Raw genomic sequence first — 17227 nt, 5'->3', positions numbered from 1 at the left:
CCCAGCTGTCGTGCGTGTTTTTCCCCATTCCCGTTTTCGTGAGAGTTCCTCCATGAGCAATGCACAGCGCAGTTTCCACGTCGCCGTCGTCGGTGCCACCGGCGCCGTCGGCGAGACCATGTTGTCGATCCTGGCCGAGCGTGATTTCCCGGTCGGCACCCTGAGCGTTCTCGCCTCCGAGCGTTCGGCCGGCGGCGAGATCGAGTTCAACGGCCAGAAGGTCAAGGTCCAGGACCTGGCCACCTTCGATCCCACCGGCGTCGAGATCGCCCTGTTCTCGGCCGGTGGCAGCGTGTCCAAGGAGTACGCACCGAAGTTCGCCGCAGCAGGCGCGGTGGTGATCGACAACTCCTCGGCCTTCCGTTACGACGATGACGTGCCGCTGGTGGTGTCCGAGGTCAACCCGGAACAGGTCGCCAACCGTCCGCGCGGCATCATCGCCAACCCGAACTGCTCGACCATGCAGATGCTGGTGGCGCTGGCACCGCTGCACCGCAAGTACGGCATCGAGCGCATCAACGTCTCCACCTACCAGTCGGTGTCCGGCGGCGGCCGCTCGGCGATGGAGGAACTGGGCAAGCAGACCGGCCAGCTGCTCAGCTTCCAGGAGATCGATCCGCAGCGTTTCCCGGTGCAGATCGCCTTCAACCTGATCCCGCACATCGATGACTTCCAGGACAACGGCTTCACCAAGGAAGAAATGAAGCTGATCTGGGAGACCCGCAAGATCCTCGGCGATGACGGCATCCTGGTGAACCCGACCGCGGTGCGCGTGCCGGTGTTCTACGGCCACTCCGAGTCGGTGGCGATCGAGACCCGAGACAAGGTCACGGTCGCCGAAGCGCGCGCGCTGCTGGAGCAGTCGCCGGGCATCGAAGTGGTGGATCGCCACGAGGCCGGTGGTTACCCGACCCCGGTCACCCACGCCTCAGGCACCGACGCGGTGTACGTCGGCCGCATCCGCGAGGATCTCTCGCACCCGCGTGGCCTGAACCTGTGGATCGTGTCGGACAACGTGCGCAAGGGCGCAGCCCTGAATGCCGTACAGCTGGCCGAGCTGGTTGCCGCCGAGCAGCGTTGATGGAGAGGCCGGGCAATGCCCGGCCTTTTCTGTAGAGCCGAGCCTACGCTCGGCTCAGGCCATGCAGCCGAGCATGGGCTCGGCTCTACATGGGTGCGGACCTTGGTCCGCACGCTTTATAGTGTCGCCCATGAATAAACGGGCCAGGGGCGCAAAGCGCCCGCTCACCTATCTTTCCGCAGCGCTGCTCGCCTTGGCCAGCAGTTCGGCGCTCGCCCTGGGGTTGGGCGACATCCGCGTCCTGTCCAGGCCGGGCCAGCCCCTGCTGGCAGAAATCCCGGTCGTTTCGGCCGATCCGTCCGAGCTGGAAAACCTGCGGGTGGCCTTGGCCTCGCCGGTCACTTTCGAGCGTGTCGGCCTGCAGCGGCCGACCGGACTGGTCAGCGAACTGCAGTTCGAGCTGACCCGCGACACGCAGGGCAGAGCGGTGGTGCGGGTGACCTCGCAGGCACCGGTGGAGACGCCGTCGCTGAGCTTCCTGATCGAAGCCGACTGGGGCCAGGGCCGCCTGGTGCGCGAGTACTCGGCGCTGGTCGATGCGCCGCCCAGTGCGCTGGCCGTGGCCGAGCCGGAAATCGTCGCGCCGGCAGGCACGCTCTCCAATGCGATCGTGCGCGAACCTGCACCGGCTTTGGCAACGGTGCCAGCCGCAGAGGCGCCCGCTGCGCCGCCATCTGCGGTGGCGGCTGCAGCAGCACGCCCGCGTGCGGCCTCCGCGCCGGTCGCTGCACCGGCGGCCGATGGCAGCGTCACCGTACAGCGCGGTCAGACCCTGTCGCAGATCGCCAGGGTGGTGGCGCGTGGCAGCCAGGTCAGTCGCGACCGCGCGATGATCGCCCTGCTGCGTGCCAATCCCGAAGCCTTCATCCGTGGCAACGTCAACCTGCTCAAGCAGGGCGCGGTGCTGCGCATGCCGGGCAGCGATGCGCTTGCGGCGGTCGACGCCGCCGAAGCGGCGACGCTGGTGCGCGAGCACGCCGCGCAATGGCGTCAGGCGCGTACCGTGCCGCAACCGGCGGGCATGCTCGCACCGGTTGCCAGGGCGGCAGCCACGAACGCTTCTTCCCCGGCTGCGGCCAACGGGCCACGGCTTGAGATCGCTCCGGCGCTGGCGTCAGACGCCGCGCACGCGGGCACAACCACCGGCACCGCTGCCGGCAGCGAGGGTGACATGCTGGGCAACGAACAACTGCGCCAGGCGCGTGAGGACATCGCCACCCGTGATGCCGAGATCGGCGAGCTGAAGCAGCGCGTGGCCGACCTGGAGAAACTCAGGGAACAGCAGCAGTCGCTGATCGCGATGAAGGACAACGACCTGGCCGCTGCGCAGCAGCGCCTGGCGCAGGCGCCGGGTGCTCGTGATGCGGCGACACCGTGGTACTGGCTGGGGCTGCCGGTACTGCTGCTGGTGGCTGGGGCTGCCTGGCTGCTGCGTCGTCGCAAGCCGTCGCCGTTGCCTCCGCTGCGTGAGGAAGACGATGCCGCCGGCCTGGCCGCAGCGGTGCCGGCAGGTGCCGCGCTGGATGCGCTGGCCGAGCAGTCCTCGTGGTCGTCGCCTGGTGCCGGCAACGGCCGCCAGGAACCGGCGATGCCTGCGTGGGCGACCGGAACCGAAGCGCACGACGTGGTGGTCGCCGAACCCACCGCTGAGCACGCGGTGCGGGCCGACCAGGAGTCCGACACGCTGCGCGACCAGGACGCGGTGGCATTGCCCGAAGCGGTGACCGATCTGCCGCGCTGGGACGATCCCGCAACCACCGGCGACGAGGTGGTCCCGGCCGAGCCGCTGCAGGACGATCGCGTTGTACCGCAGGTGCCGGCCGAGGTGGTGGTGCCCGACTACGCACTGCATGCCGAACGGCAGCCGCAGTTCCGCGGTGTGTTCGATCTGCCGGCCGACGCGCATGAGAACCCGTCTCCGGCGGATGCCGCAGGTCCCGAAGCCATCGACGGCATCGACCGTGTCAGCACCGAGGCTGCTCATTCCGACGACACCGCGTCGAGCGCACCCGCGCCTGCCGATGACGCGGGCTGGTCGCCACGTGCCGGCCAGGAGCGCCTGGAACTGGCCATTGCCTACCTCGATCTGGGTGACGCGCAGACGGCGCGCACCTTGTTGCTGGAAGTGGCCGAGGGCGGTGACCTGCACAGCCAGACGCAGGCCCGCGAACTGCTTGCCCGCCTGCCGTGACCGAACCCGCCGACAAGGACCCTGCCATGAGCCGCGAGCGCCGTATCGACTACGTTGAATTCGCCTCCAGCGACCCGGCCGTCAGCCGTGCCTTTTTCGAAACGGCGTTCGGCTGGTCATTCGTCGACTACGGCAGCGACTACACGGCTTTCGACGATGGCCGCCTGCAGGGCGGCTTCTTCCGTGGCCAGCCGCAGCGGGCCGACGACAGCGGTGCACCGCTGCTGGTGCTGTATGCCGACGATCTGGCTCCGGTCGAGGCCGCCGTGCGCGACGCCGGCGGCCAGATCGTACGCCCGGTGTTTTCCTTCCCCGGTGGCAGCCGCTTCCAGTTCGTCGAGCCCGGTGGCAACGAACTGGCCGTCTGGTCCGAACGCGATCCGGCCTGAGCGCCGCCCCACCCGCAACATCGAGGTAGCACATGCGTTATGCGCTTGGCGTCGAGTACGACGGCAGCGATTTCAGGGGCTGGCAGAACCTGGGCGAGGGTGGTCCCAGCGTGCAGGCCAGCCTCGAGCAGGCCTTGTCATCGGTGGCGGATGCGCCGCTGCAGGTGGTCTGCGCCGGCCGCACCGATGCCGGTGTGCACGGCCAGTGCCAGGTCGTGCATTTCGACACTGACGTGGTGCGTGACCCGCGCGCCTGGATGCTCGGCACCACCACCCGCCTGCCGCGTTCGATCGCGGTGCGCTGGTGCGTGCCGGTGGCCGATGATTTTCATGCGCGCTTCTCGGCACGTGCGCGCCGCTACCGCTATCGGCTGCTCAACCGCGAGGTGCGGCCCGCGCTGGACCGGCAGACCCTGAGCTGGGAGCGCCGCGCGCTGGACGAGACCCTGATGCACGCCGCCGGCCAGGCCCTGCTCGGCGAGAACGATTTCAGCGCGTTCCGTTCGGTGCAGTGCCAGGCGCTGCATGCCCGGCGTGAGCTGCAGTCATTGCAGGTCAGCCGCCAGGGCGAAGTGATCGAAGTCGCAGTGCGTGGCAATGCATTTCTTCATCACATGGTCCGCAATATCGTCGGATCGTTGATCCTGGTGGGCAGCGGCGAAAAACCGGTGGAATGGATCGCCGAACTGCTGGCTGGGCGCGACCGCACCGTAGCTGGTCCCACCGCACCGCCGCAGGGCCTGGTGTTCCTTGGGCCCCTGTACCCCGACAACTGGCATCTGCCCGCCGAGGTCACGCTATGAGCCGTTCCTACTACCGTACACGCATCAAGTTCTGTGGAATGACCCGCGCCGGCGATGTCCGCCTGGCCGGTGAGCTGGGCGTGGACGCGGTGGGTTTCATCTTTGCCCGCGAGAGCAGCCGCCGGGTCGCGCCTGCCGAGGCGCGCGCGATGCGCCAGGCAATCGCGCCGATGGTCGACGTGGTTGCGCTGTTCCGCAACAACAGCAAGGAAGAAGTGCGCGAGGTGCTGCGCACGGTACGACCGACGCTGCTGCAGTTCCATGGCGAGGAGGACGAGAGCTTCTGCCGCAGCTTCAACATGCCGTACCTGAAGGCGATTGCCATGGGGGGGCGCGAAGAGGTCAATGCCCGCACCCTGCAACTGCGTTATCCCAGCGCTGCCGGCTTCCTGTTCGACAGCCACGCGCCGGGTGGCGGTGGCGGCACCGGCGTGGCGTTCGACTGGGGCCGCGTCCCGACCGGATTGCATCGGCCGTTCCTGCTGGCCGGTGGCCTGAACCCGGAAAACGTCTACGACGCCGTGCTGGCGACGCTGCCGTGGGGCGTGGACGTCTCCAGCGGTATCGAACTGGAGCCGGGCATCAAGGACGGTTACAAGATGCGCACCTTCGTCGAGGAAGTGCGGCGCGCCGATTGCACCGTCCTGGAGTGATCCGCGTCACCTGAGGGGCGCCGGGATGTCATCGTCGACGGTGAGCCTTGCAGCAGACCCTCAACCAGGGACTGTCCGCCGACGGCATCGTCGGTCGCCACACCGCTGCCGCCCTGGCGGCGTGGCGTGTGCAGGGTCATGAACCCGCAGCGGCTGTGCCCAAAGGGCCGTCGCTCAACGATGCATCGCATCCGGACCACGCACTGCACAACGCTGGCCGCAGCAAGCTTCCCAGCGTGTTTTCCGAAGAGGCTGCGGCCAATATCACCCTGCATGCAAAGCAGAACGGTATCGACGCGGCCGACAAGCTGCAGAGCATCACGGTGCAGGATGGCAAGCCGTTCGTGATGGGCACGACGCCGGGTTTCCGCACCGCTGTCGATCTGGCCCAGGCGCCGCCGTCGCTGGAGCAGACCAGTGCCAAGCTGCTGGCAGATCCGTCGCACCAGCAGCAGGTGCATGAGGAGCAGCAGCGGGTCGCGATGGGCGGTCGCTGAGGCCTGCATTGCCGGCTCCGGGAGGTGGATGCCGCCCGGGGCCTCGTCTCATCGCAGTTGCGCTGCTGCCCAGTCGGCCAGGGCGTCTACCCGTGCATCGGCCGGGCCATCCGGCCGCGCCAGCACCCAGAAGCCGCCGGTGGCCGCAAACCCCCACGGTGCGACCAGCCGGCCTGCTGCCAGATCTTCGGCCACCAGCGGCTCGGGCGCGATTGCCGGGCCCAGCCCGGCCACGGCTGCTTCCAGCAGGTAATAGAGATGTTCGAAAGCGGTGCCCAGCTGCAGCTTTGACGGGTCCAGGCGGTGTGCCTGCGCCCAGGCGGGCCAAGCCTGTGGACGTGACGTGGTGTGCAGCACGGTTTCCTGCAGCAGTGCCGAGGGCGGTGCCTGCCGCAGGCGCTGCGCCGCCGGATGTGACGGGGCCACCACCACACCGACCCGTTCCGGTGCCAGCTCGCGGACCTGCCAGCCGCGTGGCCACGGTCCCTGCGCCAGCAACAGCACGGCGTCCAGCGCCGCCTGCGCTTCGGTGAAACTGCCGTCCAGCGCCGACCACTGCAGGCGCACGCCGGGCAGGGCGGCCTGCAGCACGGGCAGGCGCGGAATCATCCAGCGTGCCAGTACGCTGCCGCTGCAGCCCAGTACCAGTGCTGGGGAGGCCGCGGGCCGCCGCAGCTCGCGCACGCAGCCTTCGATCCCGGCGAAGGCCTCGCTGCACGCTGCCTGCAGGCGCGTACCCGCAGCGGTCAGGCGCAGGCCGCGACCGGCACGCTGGAACAGCGCCAGGCCGAGGTGATCCTCCAGCAGCTTCAGTTGCCGGCTGACCGCGCCGTGGGTGACGTGCAGGTCCTGTGCGGCGCGCCCGACGCCGCCAAGGCGGGCAGTGGCTTCGAACGCGCGCAGCGCATTGAGGGGAGGCAGCAGGGAGCGGCTCACGTGAGATTTCCTGACGATATGTGCCAGATAATATCCATTTTCCGGTCATGACCCGTGCGCTAGAGTATCCACCTGTCTGAACCACCGGTCGTATCCATGTCTGCCTCCCCCATTGCCGACTACCACGCCTTCCCGGATGCCCAGGGCCACTTCGGCCGCTACGGTGGCAGCTTCGTTGCCGAAACCCTGGTCGGCCCGCTGCAGGAACTGGCCCAGGCCTATGACCAGGCCCGCCAGGACCCCGCGTTCCAGGCGGCCTATGACCGCGACCTGGCGCACTACGTGGGCCGGCCGAGCCCGATCTATCACGCCCAGCGCCTGAGCGATCACGTCGGCGGCGCGCAGATCCTGCTCAAGCGCGAGGACCTGAACCACACCGGTGCGCACAAGATCAACAACACCATCGGCCAGGCACTGCTGGCCGCACGCATGGGCAAGAAGCGCATCATCGCTGAGACCGGTGCCGGCCAGCATGGCGTGGCCAGTGCCACCGTTGCCGCGCGTCTGGGCCTGGAATGCGTGGTCTACATGGGCGCCACCGACATCGAGCGGCAGAAGATCAACGTCTACCGCATGAAGCTGCTCGGTGCGACGGTGGTGCCGGTCACCTCCGGCTCGGCCACCCTGAAGGACGCGCTCAACGAAGCGATGCGCGACTGGGTGACCAACGTGCAGGACACCTTCTACATCATCGGCACCGTGGCTGGACCGGACCCGTACCCGCGCATGGTGCGCGACTTCAATGCCATCGTCGGCCGCGAAGCGCGTGAGCAGATGCTGGCCGAGTACGGCCGCCTGCCCGATGCGATCACCGCCTGCGTCGGCGGCGGCAGCAACGCCATCGGCCTGTTCCACGCCTTCCTCAACGATCGCCAGGTCGAGATCGTCGGCGCCGAAGCCGCCGGTGATGGCATCAGTACCGGTCGCCATGCCGCCTCCATCGCGGCAGGCCGCCCCGGCGTGCTGCACGGCAACCGCACGTACGTGCTGTGCGACGATGACGGCCAGATCATCGAGACCCATTCGGTGTCGGCCGGCCTGGACTATCCGGGCGTCGGCCCGGAGCACGCGTTCCTGGCCGATACCGGCCGCGCGCGCTACCTCGGCATCACCGACGAGGAAGCGCTGCAGGCCTTCCATCTGCTGGCGCATACCGAGGGCATCCTGCCCGCGCTGGAATCCAGCCATGCGCTGGCACAGGCAATCAAGCTGGCGCGTGAGCGTCCGCGTGACCAGATCGTGCTGTGCAACCTGTCCGGCCGCGGCGACAAGGACGTGCACACCATCGCCGCGCGCGAAGGGCTTGTGCTGTGAATCACGTGCTGCGCCACGGCGGGGCGCTGGTGCTGGTGATCGGCATGGGCGGCTGCACGCCGCCCGATCCACCGGTGCTTGCCCCGGCCCCGGCCGCCCCCGCGGCGATCGCCCCGGCACGCGAACCGGCCAGCAACGACGATGAGGCCGCACATCGCCCGATCGAGGGCGCGGCGATGTCCACGGCAGGCGACGGCGGCGAGGACCAGGCGGCCCGGGCGGTGGTGTCGGTGGCCCTGGACCATGCCGGTGAGGTGCTGATCGGCCAGCCCTTCAGCGAACTGCAGGGCGAGGCGCAGTGGCACTCGGCCGGGCTGGGCGAGTCGACCGCTGGGCGTTGCGAGTACTACGAGCGCGGCACGCTGCCCGAGGGCGTGGCGATGATGGTGCAGGACGGCGACGTGGTGCGCTTCGACCTGGCCCCCATCGACGATTCCGGCCAGGTGGTGCTGCAGCCGGGGCCGTTCGGCCTTCATCTGGGCATGCCACGCGCGCAGGCACTCCAGCAGTTGCCCAAGGGCGTTTCCACGCAACCCTATGGTGATGATGCGGAGGCCGGCGAGAGCCTGCTCTGGCAGGACCCCGGTTCCGACCTGGCGATCCGTGTGGAGATCGTCGACGGCACCATCTCCCGAATGTACTGGGGCGCCAGCGGCGCCGTTGATCTGATCGAAGGATGTACCTGACATGTCCGTATCCCGACTCGATGCCTGCTTCCAGCGCCTGCGCGAACAGCAGCGCAAGGCGCTGATTCCCTTCATCACCGCAGGTGATCCCTCGCTGGAAGCCACCGTGCCGGTCATGCACGCGCTGGTCGATGCTGGTGCCGACGTGATTGAACTGGGCGTGCCGTTCTCCGATCCGATGGCCGATGGCCCGACCATCCAGCGTAGTTCCGAGCGCGCGCTGGCGCGGGGAGCCGGCAGCCGCTATGTGCTGCAGGCGGTGGCGCAGTTCCGGGAGCGCGATGCGCACACCCCGGTGGTGCTGATGGGCTACCTGAACCCGGTGGAGATCCACGGCTACGCTGCCTTCGCCGGGGCGGCCGTGCAGGCCGGCGTGGACGGGGTGCTGCTGGTCGACCTTCCGCCGGAAGAAGCCGTTGAAGCGCAGCAGGCCTTCGATGCAGCGGGCCTGGCGCTGGTCCTGCTGGCGTCGCCGACCACCAGCCAGGCGCGTGCCGACAAGCTGCTGGCCCTGGCCCGTGGCTACCTTTATTACGTCAGCTTTGCCGGCGTGACCGGCGCCTCCGAGCGCCTGGACAGCGACGCCGCCAGCGCCCGCCTGCAGGCGTTGCGCGCGCGCGCCTCGGTGCCGGTGGTGGCGGGCTTCGGCATCAAGGACGCCGGCAGTGCCGCAGCCATGGCCCGCCAGGCGGATGGCGTGGTGGTCGGAAGTGCGCTGGTGGCGGCGCTGGCCGAAGCGGGCTCGGCTGAAGACGCGGCCCAGCGTGCGCGGGCGTTCCTCGCCCCGCTGCGGCAGGCGCTGGACGCGTAGCGGTAATGCTGGCCGCTGGCGGGCATCGTCCGTACCCACCCGCGTGCAGGGCCGCCGGCCAGCGGCCGGCACCGCGCAGCACCTAAACGTACGTCCCAGCATGGTTTTTCCGGCTGCCCCGTAGCTGGCAAGGGGGTGCACGGCCGGGGAAAGCGGAGCTAGACTGTCCGCCTTTGCGGCCCATGGGCCGCCCTGAACGGAAGTGTCCTCCCGCATGAGTTGGCTCAGCAAGTTGATGCCGTCCGGCATCCGCACCGACAACACCCCCAGCAAGAAGCGCAGTGTCCCCGAGGGCCTGTGGGAAAAGTGCAGCAACTGCGGCAGCGCGTTGTACCGTCCGGAACTGGAAGAGAACCTGGAGGTCTGCCCGAAGTGCGGCCACCACATGGCGATCCGCGCGCGTGCGCGCCTGGCGGCCCTGTTCGACGCCGACAGCACCACCGAGATCGGTGCGCGCCTGGGACCGACCGACCTGCTCAAGTTCAAGGATCAGAAGAAGTACAGCGAGCGCATCAAGATCGCGCAGAAGAACACCGGCGAATACGACGCGCTGATCGCCATGCGCGGCCTGCTCAAGGGCCGTGCGCTGGTCGCCTCGTCGTTCGACTTCGCCTTCATGGGGGGCTCGATGGGCTCGGTGGTGGGCGAGCGTTTCGCGCTGGCCGCAGAAACCGCGGTCGAGATCGGTGCGCCTTACGTGTGCTTCTCGCAGAGTGGCGGCGCGCGCATGCAGGAAGGCCTGTTCTCGCTGATGCAGATGGCCAAGACCTCCGCTGCGCTGGGCAAGCTGCGTGAAGCCGGGCTGCCGTACATCTCGGTGCTGACCCATCCGACCACCGGCGGCGTTTCGGCGTCGTTCGCGATGCTGGGCGACATCAACATCGCCGAACCGCAGGCACTGATCGGCTTCGCCGGCCCGCGCGTGATCGAGCAGACCGTGCGCGAGAAGCTGCCGGAAGGTTTCCAGCGTTCGGAGTTCCTGCTGGAGCACGGTGCCATCGACCAGATCTGCGATCGCCGCGAACTGCGCGACCGCCTGTCCGATCTGCTCGCCATGCTGGGTCGGCAGCCCGCGCCGCAGGTAGCCTGATGGGTGCCCGCAAGTACTTCGGCACGGACGGCATCCGTGGCCGGGTCGGGCAGGGCGTGATCTCGGCCGACTTCGTGCTGCGCCTGGGCAATGCGCTGGGCCGTGTCCTGCTCGCCCAGCGTGGCCAGGACGGACGCCGGCCGATCGTGGTGATCGGCAAGGACACCCGCATTTCCGGCTACATGTTCGAGGCGGCGCTGGAGGCCGGCCTGGTCGCCGCCGGTGCCGACGTGCAGCTGCTGGGTCCGATGCCGACCCCGGCGGTGGCGTTCCTGACCCGCACGCTGGGCGTGGACGCCGGCATCGTCATCAGCGCCTCGCACAACCCGCATTACGACAACGGCATCAAGTTCTTCTCGGCCCAGGGCGAGAAGCTCGACGATGCGACCGAGCTGGCCCTGGAGGCGGCGCTGGACGTTCCGTTCACCACCGCCGAATCGGAAAAGCTGGGCAAGGCATTCCGTGCACGCGAAGCGGTCGGCCGCTACATCGAATTCTGCAAGGCCAGCGTGCCGCGCACATTCGATCTGCGTGGCCTGCGCCTGGTGCTGGATTGCGCGCATGGTGCCACCTACCAGATCGCGCCGCTGCTGTTCCGCGAACTGGGTGCCGAGGTGATCGGCATCGGCGCCGAGCCCAATGGCATCAACATCAACGCCGGCGTGGGCTCCACCCATATCGACAACCTTGCGGCCAAGGTCCGCGAGACCGGCGCCGATCTCGGTATCGCCTTCGATGGTGATGGCGACCGCGTGCTGATGGCCGACGACCAGGGCAACCCGGTCGATGGCGATGACCTGCTGTACATCCTGGCCCGTGCCTGGAAGGCCGAAGGCCGCCTGCGCGGCCCGGTGGTCGGCACGCTGATGAGCAACTATGGCATCGAGAAGGCCCTCGCCGACCTGCAGATTCCATTCGTGCGCAGCAATGTCGGCGATCGCTACGTGCACCAGGCGCTGATCGAAGGCGGTGGTGTGCTCGGCGGTGAAGCCTCCGGCCACCTGCTGTGCCTGGACCGCGCCACCACGGGGGACGGCATCGTCAGCGCCCTGCAGGTGCTGGTCGCGCTGCGCAACAGTGGGCAGACCCTGCGCCAGGCGCTGAAGGGCCTTGTGCGGGTACCGCAGAAGACCGTGAACGTGCGTCTGGGCAATGTCCCGGCCAAGACTGCGGTGCAGTCTGAAAGCGTGCAGTCCGCGCTGGCTGTGGCGCAGCAGGCTGTCGCCGGCCGTGGCCGCGCGTTCCTGCGCCCGTCCGGTACCGAGCCGGTGGTGCGGGTCACGGTCGAGGCCGATGACGCCACGCTGATGCAGGACACGCTGGACCGCCTGTCCGCAGCGGTGCGTGAAGCCGCTGCCTGAAGCGCGTGCACATTCGCACCAACGAAAAACGCCCCGCAAAGCCGGGGCGTTTTTCATTCAACCGGCAGGGGCGTGGTGCTTATGGCCCCGGCACCATCTTCTTCTGGCGCGCTTTGAAGCCATTGAACAGTGGCGCGATCAGCGGGTTGTAGCTCTGCGCGATGCGCTTGCGCAGCCAGCTGGCCGGGCGGTTGCGGATCGCGAAGCGGTAGATCCGCTCCGGATCACCGCCGACCACGTTGCGGCCGAACGGGTGGGTGGTGTGCAGGTAGCGGAAGCCCTGCTCGCGTGCCACCTCGATGTGGTCCTGGTCGAAATCGCCGTAGGGCCAGCACAGCGTATCGGACACCTCGCCGAGCTTGTCCTGCAGGACGTCGCGCGAGATCGCCAGATCCCGGCTGAGGCCCGCACGGCGCTGCGCACGGTCCAGATCGTCGCGGCGCAGCCAGCGGGTGTGGGTGTGGGTATGGCAATGCACTTCGAAGGTGCCGGCGGCAATGGCTGCGCGTGCTTCGCTCCAGCGCATCATCACATCGTCGCTGCGGTCCTGCTCGTAGATCGCCGCTTCGCAGCCACGATGGTCCGGCGTCGACGGCAGTGCCGCGCCGGCAATGCCGGCGTGCGGACGTTCCGGGCCTTCGCCCATCCAGCCGGTGACCACGAACACCACCGCGTGCATGCCGTACTTCTGCAGGATCGGGTGCGCATACACCCAGTTGTCGAGATAGCCATCGTCGAAGGTGATGACGATCGACTTGCGCGGCACCGGCTTGCCGGCCAGGAAGCCGGCGTACTGCTCCAGCGTCAGTGAGGTCCAGCCATTGGCTGCCAGCCACGCAATCTGGCTTTCGAAGTTCTCCGGCGACACGGTGATCATGCCCGGCGAAGGGCTGACGTGGTGGTGCATCAGCACCGGAACGGTTCGTGCATCAGCCATGTCCCAGCTCCTTCAGCCACTGGTGGTAGTAGTGTTCGGTCGCTTCACCGTGGCCGTCCGGCGTGAAGCGATGTGCGCCGTGCATCCACTCCCAGCCAGCGCGCCCCATCTGCCGTCGCCGTTCCGGGTCGTCCACCAGCAGGCGCAATGCACCTGTCAGGGCGGCATTGTCACCCAAACGGGTGAGGATCGCATTGCTGCCATCGATCACCATCTCCGGCACGCCGCCCACCCGCGTGGCGACGATCGGTACGCCCACGTAGGCCGCTTCCAGGAATACGGTGCCGGCCGCTTCCTTGTGCGAGGCCAGTGCGAAGATGTCGAAGCCGGCCATCAGCCTGCAGGCTCCATCGCGGTAGCCGAGCAGGTGGACCTGGCGCTGCAGCCCGTGCTCGGCGCACATCGCCTGCAGTCGTTCCGTCACGGCCTGGCCATCACCGACAATCACCAGGTGCAGGTCCGGGTTGGCTTTGCACAGCGGCACCATCGCCTGCAGCAGGTCGGCATGGCCTTTGGGCTCACGCAGCACGGCCACGCAGCCGACCACGATGTCCTGCTCGCCGAAGCCAAGCTCGGCACGCACTTCCGCGCGTACGTCCTGCAGGCACTGCCAAGGATCGGCCTTGCGGATATCACTCCAGCGTGGAGGCACCGCGATCGGCGGCACGATACCAATGCGCTCGGCTGGAATGCCGCGGTCGACCAGCAGTTGCTTGACGAAGCTGCTGACGGTCAGCACCCGGTGTGGAAGCTTGGTATAGGTCAGCAACGAGTTGACCGGGCTCATCAGATGGCGCGAGCGCACCACCAGCGGCGTGCCGCCCAGGCGTGCACCGGCGGCGGCGATCAGCGCATCGCGGCGGCTGGTGGTATTGACCACGTCGAAGCGTTCGCGGCGCACCAGCCGCGATACCGACCACATGCCGCGCAGCAGGCGTGCCAGGCCGCCCATGCGCAGCGTATGCACGGTGAATCCGTCCTCGCGTGCCAGTGTGGCCAGGCGTGCATCGGGCTGGCACAGCAATGACACCTCATGGCCACGCGCGCGCATCACCTGCATGTGCCGGAAGATGTAGATCTCCTGCCCGCCCATTCCCTTGGCGGCTTCGGTATGCAGGATGCGCAGCGGACGGTTCATGCAGGATCGGTCCTTGAAGATCAGCGGTTGCGGAAGCGGGTCAGCGCTTCCCATGCAGAGCGGATGGCTGCGGCGTCCGGAGCCTGCTGCGGCAGCGGGCGGTAGTGCCGGTCGAGCGCGGTGGCGTTGCCGAACTTGTCGAATACGTAGATGGCATCGCCATGGCGTACAGCGCGTTGCGACCAGCTCTCCACCACCAGTGCACGTTCGCTGGCGGCGGGCGTGGCCAGCAGGTCCTGGCCGGTACTGAAGTCCGTCAATGCGTTCTCGCAGCCCAGCGCATGGCGCATCAGCGTCGGTACCCAGTCTTCGTGCGAGCTGGTGCGGACGTCGCGGCCAGCGGCCCTGCCTGGCCAATGCAGCACGAACGGGACCTGCAGCTGGTAATCGGAGAAGTTGCCGTTGTGGCCCCAGTAGTTCAGCTTGAGGTCGTTGAACTCTTCGGCATGGTCACCGGTGACCAGCACGATGGTGTCCTCGGCCAGGCCCTGCGCGCGCCGGTCGTCCAGCAGCGAACCGATCAGGCTGTCGGCATAGTGCACGGCAGTGCGGTAGCGGTTGAGTTCCGGCGTCGGGTCGTGGTCCGGGCCGAAGGACAGGAAGTCGATCTCCTTGGCCATCGGCGTGGCTACCGGTGGGTAGCTGGCGGGCAGGTGGTAGCCGGCGTGGGTGGAGTCGAGGAACACGAAGCCGAACCATGGGTGCTGCGCCGCCTGGCTGCTGCGGATGTCATTCCGCAGCGCGGCGACGATGGCTGCGTCGCGCTTGTCGGGGGTCAGGGCGGAAGGGCCCTGGTGCAGCCGGTCGCGCACATCGGCAAATGCCGTGCGATCGAATTCCGGGCTGTACAACGGCGCGCTGCCGTACAGGTGCAGGTCGTAGCCCTGCTGGCCCAGCACCTGGAACAGCTGCGAGCCGCGCTGTTCGTCCAGCATGCTCTGCCAGTAGCCGCCGGGCAGGCCGTAGAGCAGGCCGAACAGGCCGTAGCGGGTGGCATTGCCGGTGCTGAAATGGCGATCGAACACGCGCGCGTCCTGCGCCAGCGCCGACGTGTTGGGCATCAGCTGCGGCGTCAGCACGTCCTGGCGCAGCGATTCCAGCACCACCATCAGCACATTGGGGCGGTGTGGGTTCTGGCAACGCAGGGGCTGGAGCGGATACAGCAGCTGCGCATGGCGCGGGTCGGGCAGGCCCGCCTGCTGTTCGCTTATGACCCCGAGCCTGCGCATGAAGCTCTTGGCGGTGATCGGCTGTGCCCAGGGCAGGTAGTTCCACTGCGCGATGACGGCACGGTCGCCGCGGGCATCGTAATAGGCCGTGGCGGCTTGGCCGCCGGCCATCAGCAGCGCAACGATGGCCCACCCCTGCAGGACCCGGCGGCGGCGCGGCCGGGCGGGCAGCAGCTTCCAGCATGCCCAGGCCAACAGTCCTTCAGCCGTGAAGATGGCGGCCACCAGCAGTCCGGCCTGCAGCCAGGTCTTCCACGACAACGCGACCTGGTCCTGCAGCGCACCGCCGAACACCATGTTCACCACCATGGCATTGAGGTGAAACCGATACAGAGTGAAAACCTTTGCATCAACCAGCAACAGGCACAGCCACAGGCCCTGCAGCAGCACGGCGCTGAGGCTCAGGGGGCGTGCGCTGCGCGGCCAAAGGCCCATCAGCAGCGGCAGCAGGCCGGCGAGGGCGCCGAATGCCAGCAGGTGACCGGGCAGGGCAACGGCCAGATAGGCCAGGCCCACGCTGCCCCCCGGGTTGTCTGCCAGCGGTACGTTGCCGAGCGTGATCGCCATGGCCAGCAGCGCGTTGCCGGCCACGAACAGCGACCACCACGCCAGGCGGCGCCAGTGGCGTGCGGGGCCGGAGGGCAGGGCGGTGTCGGCAGAGGGAGCAGCAGGGCGCATGAGGGACTGGGGCGGCGGGTGATGCAGGCGGCGGGATCCCCGGGGTGACGGAATCGTGGGGCCGCGCGCGGGTCGCGCATTGTATCTGTTTGTTTCTTCGTATCGGGTGGCGTCCCCCGGGCGATCTGTCACAATGTTCAGGTGGGCCATGAATGCGCTGGCCCCCCAGACCCAATGACAAGCCAGGAACCGCTGTGAGCCAGATCCCCACCCTCGACATCACCCGTTTCGACAGCGACCGCGAGGCCTTCGTGGCCGAGCTGGGCGCGGCCTACCGCCAATGGGGATTCGCGGGCATCCGCAACCACGGCATTCCGCAGGCCGACATCGATGCGGCCTACGATGCCTTCAAGGCCTTCTTCGCCCTGCCCGAAGAGGTCAAGCGCAAGTACCACGTGGCCGGCAGCGGCGGCGCCCGCGGCTACACCCCGTTTGGGGTGGAGACCGCCAAGGGCTCCAAGCACTTCGACCTGAAGGAGTTCTGGCACATCGGCCGCGAGATCGCCGACGACTCCAAGTACCGCGATGTGATGGCGCCGAACCTGTGGCCGACCGAGGTCGAGGGCTTCCGTGAGCGCGGCTATGGCCTGTACCAGGCACTGGACAACCTGGGGTCGCGCGTCCTGTCGGCGCTGGCCCTGCATATCGGCCTGCCGGCAGACTTCTTCGCCGACAAGACCAACTTCGGCAACTCGATCCTGCGCCCGATCCATTACCCGCCGATCACCACCGACGACATCCCGAACGTGCGTGCTGGTGCCCATGGCGACATCAACTTCATCACCCTGCTGGTCGGTGCCAGTGCCGCAGGCCTGGAAGTGCAGTCGCATGATGGCGAGTGGGTGCCGTTCACGTCAGACGCGGACACCATTGTGGTCAACATCGGCGATATGCTGCAGCGCCTGACCAACCACGTGTATCCGTCGACCATCCACCGCGTGGTCAATCCCCCGGGCGAGCTGGCGCGCCAGCCGCGCTACTCGGTGCCGTTCTTCCTGCACCCGAACCCGGACTTCCTGATCGACGTGCTGCCCTCGTGCATCACCCCGGAGAACCCGAGCCGGTACCCGGAGCCGATCACCGCCCACGGCTTCCTCGAGGAGCGCCTGCGCGAGATCAAGCTGAAATAAAGAGAAGCGAGGCCGCCGAAAGGCGGCCTTTTTCTTTGCAGGGTTGCACCCTGCACCCGCGGTAGTGGCCGGCGCGGGCCGGCCAACCCCAACCCCAAGCGGCGCGGGGGCGCGGCTCGGGTTCGCGGGGGTTATGCACGAGGGCAGCACGTCTATCATGAAGTCGGTGTGGGGGTGCAGCAAGAACGGCACCGAGTCGCGCGGGTGGCGCGCCCGCTCGCCCGGGGGATTGACCACGCGGTGGATGGTCGACGGATACACGTGGTTGGTCAGGCGCTGCAGCATATCGCCGATGTTGACCAC

15 protein-coding genes and 2 pseudogenes are annotated in these 17227 nt (G+C 68.1%); 12 read left to right on the top strand and 5 right to left on the bottom strand.

The window, feature by feature from the left end; genetic code table 11:
* The first annotated feature begins 52 nt into the window (after nucleotides 1–52).
* The 6 genes and pseudogenes from R5H29_RS12110 to R5H29_RS12085 all read left to right on the top strand — a co-directional run.
* On the top strand, nucleotides 53–1081 hold the full coding sequence (locus tag R5H29_RS12110; RefSeq protein ID WP_134734795.1) for an aspartate-semialdehyde dehydrogenase: 1029 nt from the start codon (nucleotides 53–55) through the stop codon (nucleotides 1079–1081).
* Between the two features lie 130 nt (nucleotides 1082–1211).
* Nucleotides 1212–3272: a FimV/HubP family polar landmark protein gene (locus R5H29_RS12105; protein ID WP_329842549.1), complete on the top strand. Its 2061-nt coding sequence runs from the start codon at nucleotides 1212–1214 to the stop codon at nucleotides 3270–3272.
* 26 nt (nucleotides 3273–3298) lie between these two features.
* Complete coding sequence (locus R5H29_RS12100; protein ID WP_332329225.1) at nucleotides 3299–3661, top strand: VOC family protein; 363 nt, start codon at nucleotides 3299–3301, stop codon at nucleotides 3659–3661.
* Nucleotides 3662–3693: 32 nt separating this feature from the next.
* Nucleotides 3694–4464, top strand: a complete 771-nt coding sequence (truA, locus tag R5H29_RS12095) for a tRNA pseudouridine(38-40) synthase TruA (RefSeq protein WP_019660599.1) — start codon at nucleotides 3694–3696, stop codon at nucleotides 4462–4464.
* Complete coding sequence (locus R5H29_RS12090; protein WP_019660598.1) at nucleotides 4461–5117, top strand: phosphoribosylanthranilate isomerase; 657 nt, start codon at nucleotides 4461–4463, stop codon at nucleotides 5115–5117. Before truA ends, R5H29_RS12090 begins: the two co-directional genes overlap by 4 nt.
* Nucleotides 5118–5185: 68 nt before the next feature.
* Nucleotides 5186–5614, top strand: a pseudogene (locus tag R5H29_RS12085) (peptidoglycan-binding protein); the annotation flags it as partial.
* 48 nt (nucleotides 5615–5662) lie between these two features.
* Here the strand turns inward: R5H29_RS12085 and R5H29_RS12080 are convergent.
* Nucleotides 5663–6550: a LysR family transcriptional regulator gene (locus tag R5H29_RS12080; RefSeq protein WP_111102201.1), complete on the bottom strand. Its 888-nt coding sequence runs from the start codon at nucleotides 6548–6550 to the stop codon at nucleotides 5663–5665.
* 96 nt (nucleotides 6551–6646) lie between these two features.
* On the opposite strand from R5H29_RS12080, the gene trpB reads away from it, so the two are divergent.
* The 5 genes from trpB (at nucleotide 6647) to glmM (ending at nucleotide 11812) form a co-directional block, all read left to right on the top strand.
* Entirely contained in the window at nucleotides 6647–7864 is a 1218-nt protein-coding gene (gene trpB, locus R5H29_RS12075) for a tryptophan synthase subunit beta (RefSeq protein ID WP_014647880.1), read from the top strand.
* Complete coding sequence (locus R5H29_RS12070) at nucleotides 7861–8550, top strand: hypothetical protein (protein WP_058981118.1); 690 nt, start codon at nucleotides 7861–7863, stop codon at nucleotides 8548–8550. The genes trpB and R5H29_RS12070 overlap by 4 nt, the downstream gene beginning before the upstream one ends.
* A 1-nt stretch (nucleotide 8551) precedes the next feature.
* Nucleotides 8552–9361, top strand: a complete 810-nt coding sequence (gene trpA, locus R5H29_RS12065; protein ID WP_019660594.1) for a tryptophan synthase subunit alpha — start codon at nucleotides 8552–8554, stop codon at nucleotides 9359–9361.
* A gap of 214 nt (nucleotides 9362–9575) precedes the next feature.
* Nucleotides 9576–10451 (top strand): acetyl-CoA carboxylase, carboxyltransferase subunit beta, encoded by an 876-nt coding sequence (gene accD / locus R5H29_RS12060; RefSeq protein ID WP_019660593.1) that lies wholly within the window; start codon nucleotides 9576–9578, stop codon nucleotides 10449–10451.
* Nucleotides 10451–11812 carry a phosphoglucosamine mutase gene (gene glmM / locus R5H29_RS12055; protein ID WP_111102200.1) on the top strand — a complete coding sequence of 454 codons (1362 nt, stop codon included), beginning with the start codon at nucleotides 10451–10453 and terminating at the stop codon, nucleotides 11810–11812. Before accD ends, glmM begins: the two co-directional genes overlap by 1 nt.
* Nucleotides 11813–11891: 79 nt before the next feature.
* Here the strand turns inward: glmM and R5H29_RS12050 are convergent, their stop codons facing one another.
* The 3 genes from R5H29_RS12050 to R5H29_RS12040 are packed head-to-tail and all read right to left on the bottom strand — an operon-like array spanning nucleotide 11892 to nucleotide 15794.
* Complete coding sequence (locus tag R5H29_RS12050; protein WP_021203418.1) at nucleotides 11892–12749, bottom strand: polysaccharide deacetylase family protein; 858 nt, start codon at nucleotides 12747–12749, stop codon at nucleotides 11892–11894.
* Nucleotides 12742–13887 carry a glycosyltransferase family 4 protein gene (locus R5H29_RS12045; RefSeq protein WP_058981121.1) on the bottom strand — a complete coding sequence of 382 codons (1146 nt, stop codon included), beginning with the start codon at nucleotides 13885–13887 and terminating at the stop codon, nucleotides 12742–12744. The genes R5H29_RS12050 and R5H29_RS12045 overlap by 8 nt, the downstream gene beginning before the upstream one ends.
* Nucleotides 13888–13907: 20 nt before the next feature.
* Entirely contained in the window at nucleotides 13908–15794 is a 1887-nt protein-coding gene (locus R5H29_RS12040; protein WP_332329224.1) for a DUF3413 domain-containing protein, read from the bottom strand.
* 152 nt (nucleotides 15795–15946) lie between these two features.
* Between R5H29_RS12040 and R5H29_RS12035 the strand changes: the two genes are divergently transcribed.
* Nucleotides 15947–16924: an isopenicillin N synthase family oxygenase gene (locus R5H29_RS12035; protein WP_050563262.1), complete on the top strand. Its 978-nt coding sequence runs from the start codon at nucleotides 15947–15949 to the stop codon at nucleotides 16922–16924.
* 96 nt (nucleotides 16925–17020) lie between these two features.
* Here the strand turns inward: R5H29_RS12035 and R5H29_RS12030 are convergent.
* Nucleotides 17021–17227, bottom strand: a pseudogene (locus tag R5H29_RS12030) (2OG-Fe(II) oxygenase family protein); the annotation flags it as partial.

Origin of the sequence: Stenotrophomonas sp. A3_2 (genome assembly GCF_036624925.1) — a bacterium.
In the GTDB taxonomy this organism is placed as follows: domain Bacteria; phylum Pseudomonadota; class Gammaproteobacteria; order Xanthomonadales; family Xanthomonadaceae; genus Stenotrophomonas; species Stenotrophomonas hibiscicola.
Note: the sequence above shows the minus strand (reverse complement) of the source record. Positions and strands in the feature narration are given on the sequence as shown.

Coding starts and splice junctions, on each gene's coding strand:
- R5H29_RS12045 (WP_058981121.1), bottom strand. CDS start 13,887: ATGAACCGTCCGCTGCGCATCCTGCATACCGAAGCCGCCAAGGGAATG.
- accD (WP_019660593.1), top strand. CDS start 9,576: ATGAGTTGGCTCAGCAAGTTGATGCCGTCCGGCATCCGCACCGACAAC.
- glmM (WP_111102200.1), top strand. CDS start 10,451: ATGGGTGCCCGCAAGTACTTCGGCACGGACGGCATCCGTGGCCGGGTC.
- R5H29_RS12110 (WP_134734795.1), top strand. CDS start 53: ATGAGCAATGCACAGCGCAGTTTCCACGTCGCCGTCGTCGGTGCCACC.
- trpA (WP_019660594.1), top strand. CDS start 8,552: ATGTCCGTATCCCGACTCGATGCCTGCTTCCAGCGCCTGCGCGAACAG.
- R5H29_RS12040 (WP_332329224.1), bottom strand. CDS start 15,794: ATGCGCCCTGCTGCTCCCTCTGCCGACACCGCCCTGCCCTCCGGCCCC.
- trpB (WP_014647880.1), top strand. CDS start 6,647: ATGTCTGCCTCCCCCATTGCCGACTACCACGCCTTCCCGGATGCCCAG.
- R5H29_RS12050 (WP_021203418.1), bottom strand. CDS start 12,749: ATGGCTGATGCACGAACCGTTCCGGTGCTGATGCACCACCACGTCAGC.
- R5H29_RS12090 (WP_019660598.1), top strand. CDS start 4,461: ATGAGCCGTTCCTACTACCGTACACGCATCAAGTTCTGTGGAATGACC.
- truA (WP_019660599.1), top strand. CDS start 3,694: ATGCGTTATGCGCTTGGCGTCGAGTACGACGGCAGCGATTTCAGGGGC.
- R5H29_RS12100 (WP_332329225.1), top strand. CDS start 3,299: ATGAGCCGCGAGCGCCGTATCGACTACGTTGAATTCGCCTCCAGCGAC.
- R5H29_RS12105 (WP_329842549.1), top strand. CDS start 1,212: ATGAATAAACGGGCCAGGGGCGCAAAGCGCCCGCTCACCTATCTTTCC.
- R5H29_RS12035 (WP_050563262.1), top strand. CDS start 15,947: ATGCGCTGGCCCCCCAGACCCAATGACAAGCCAGGAACCGCTGTGAGC.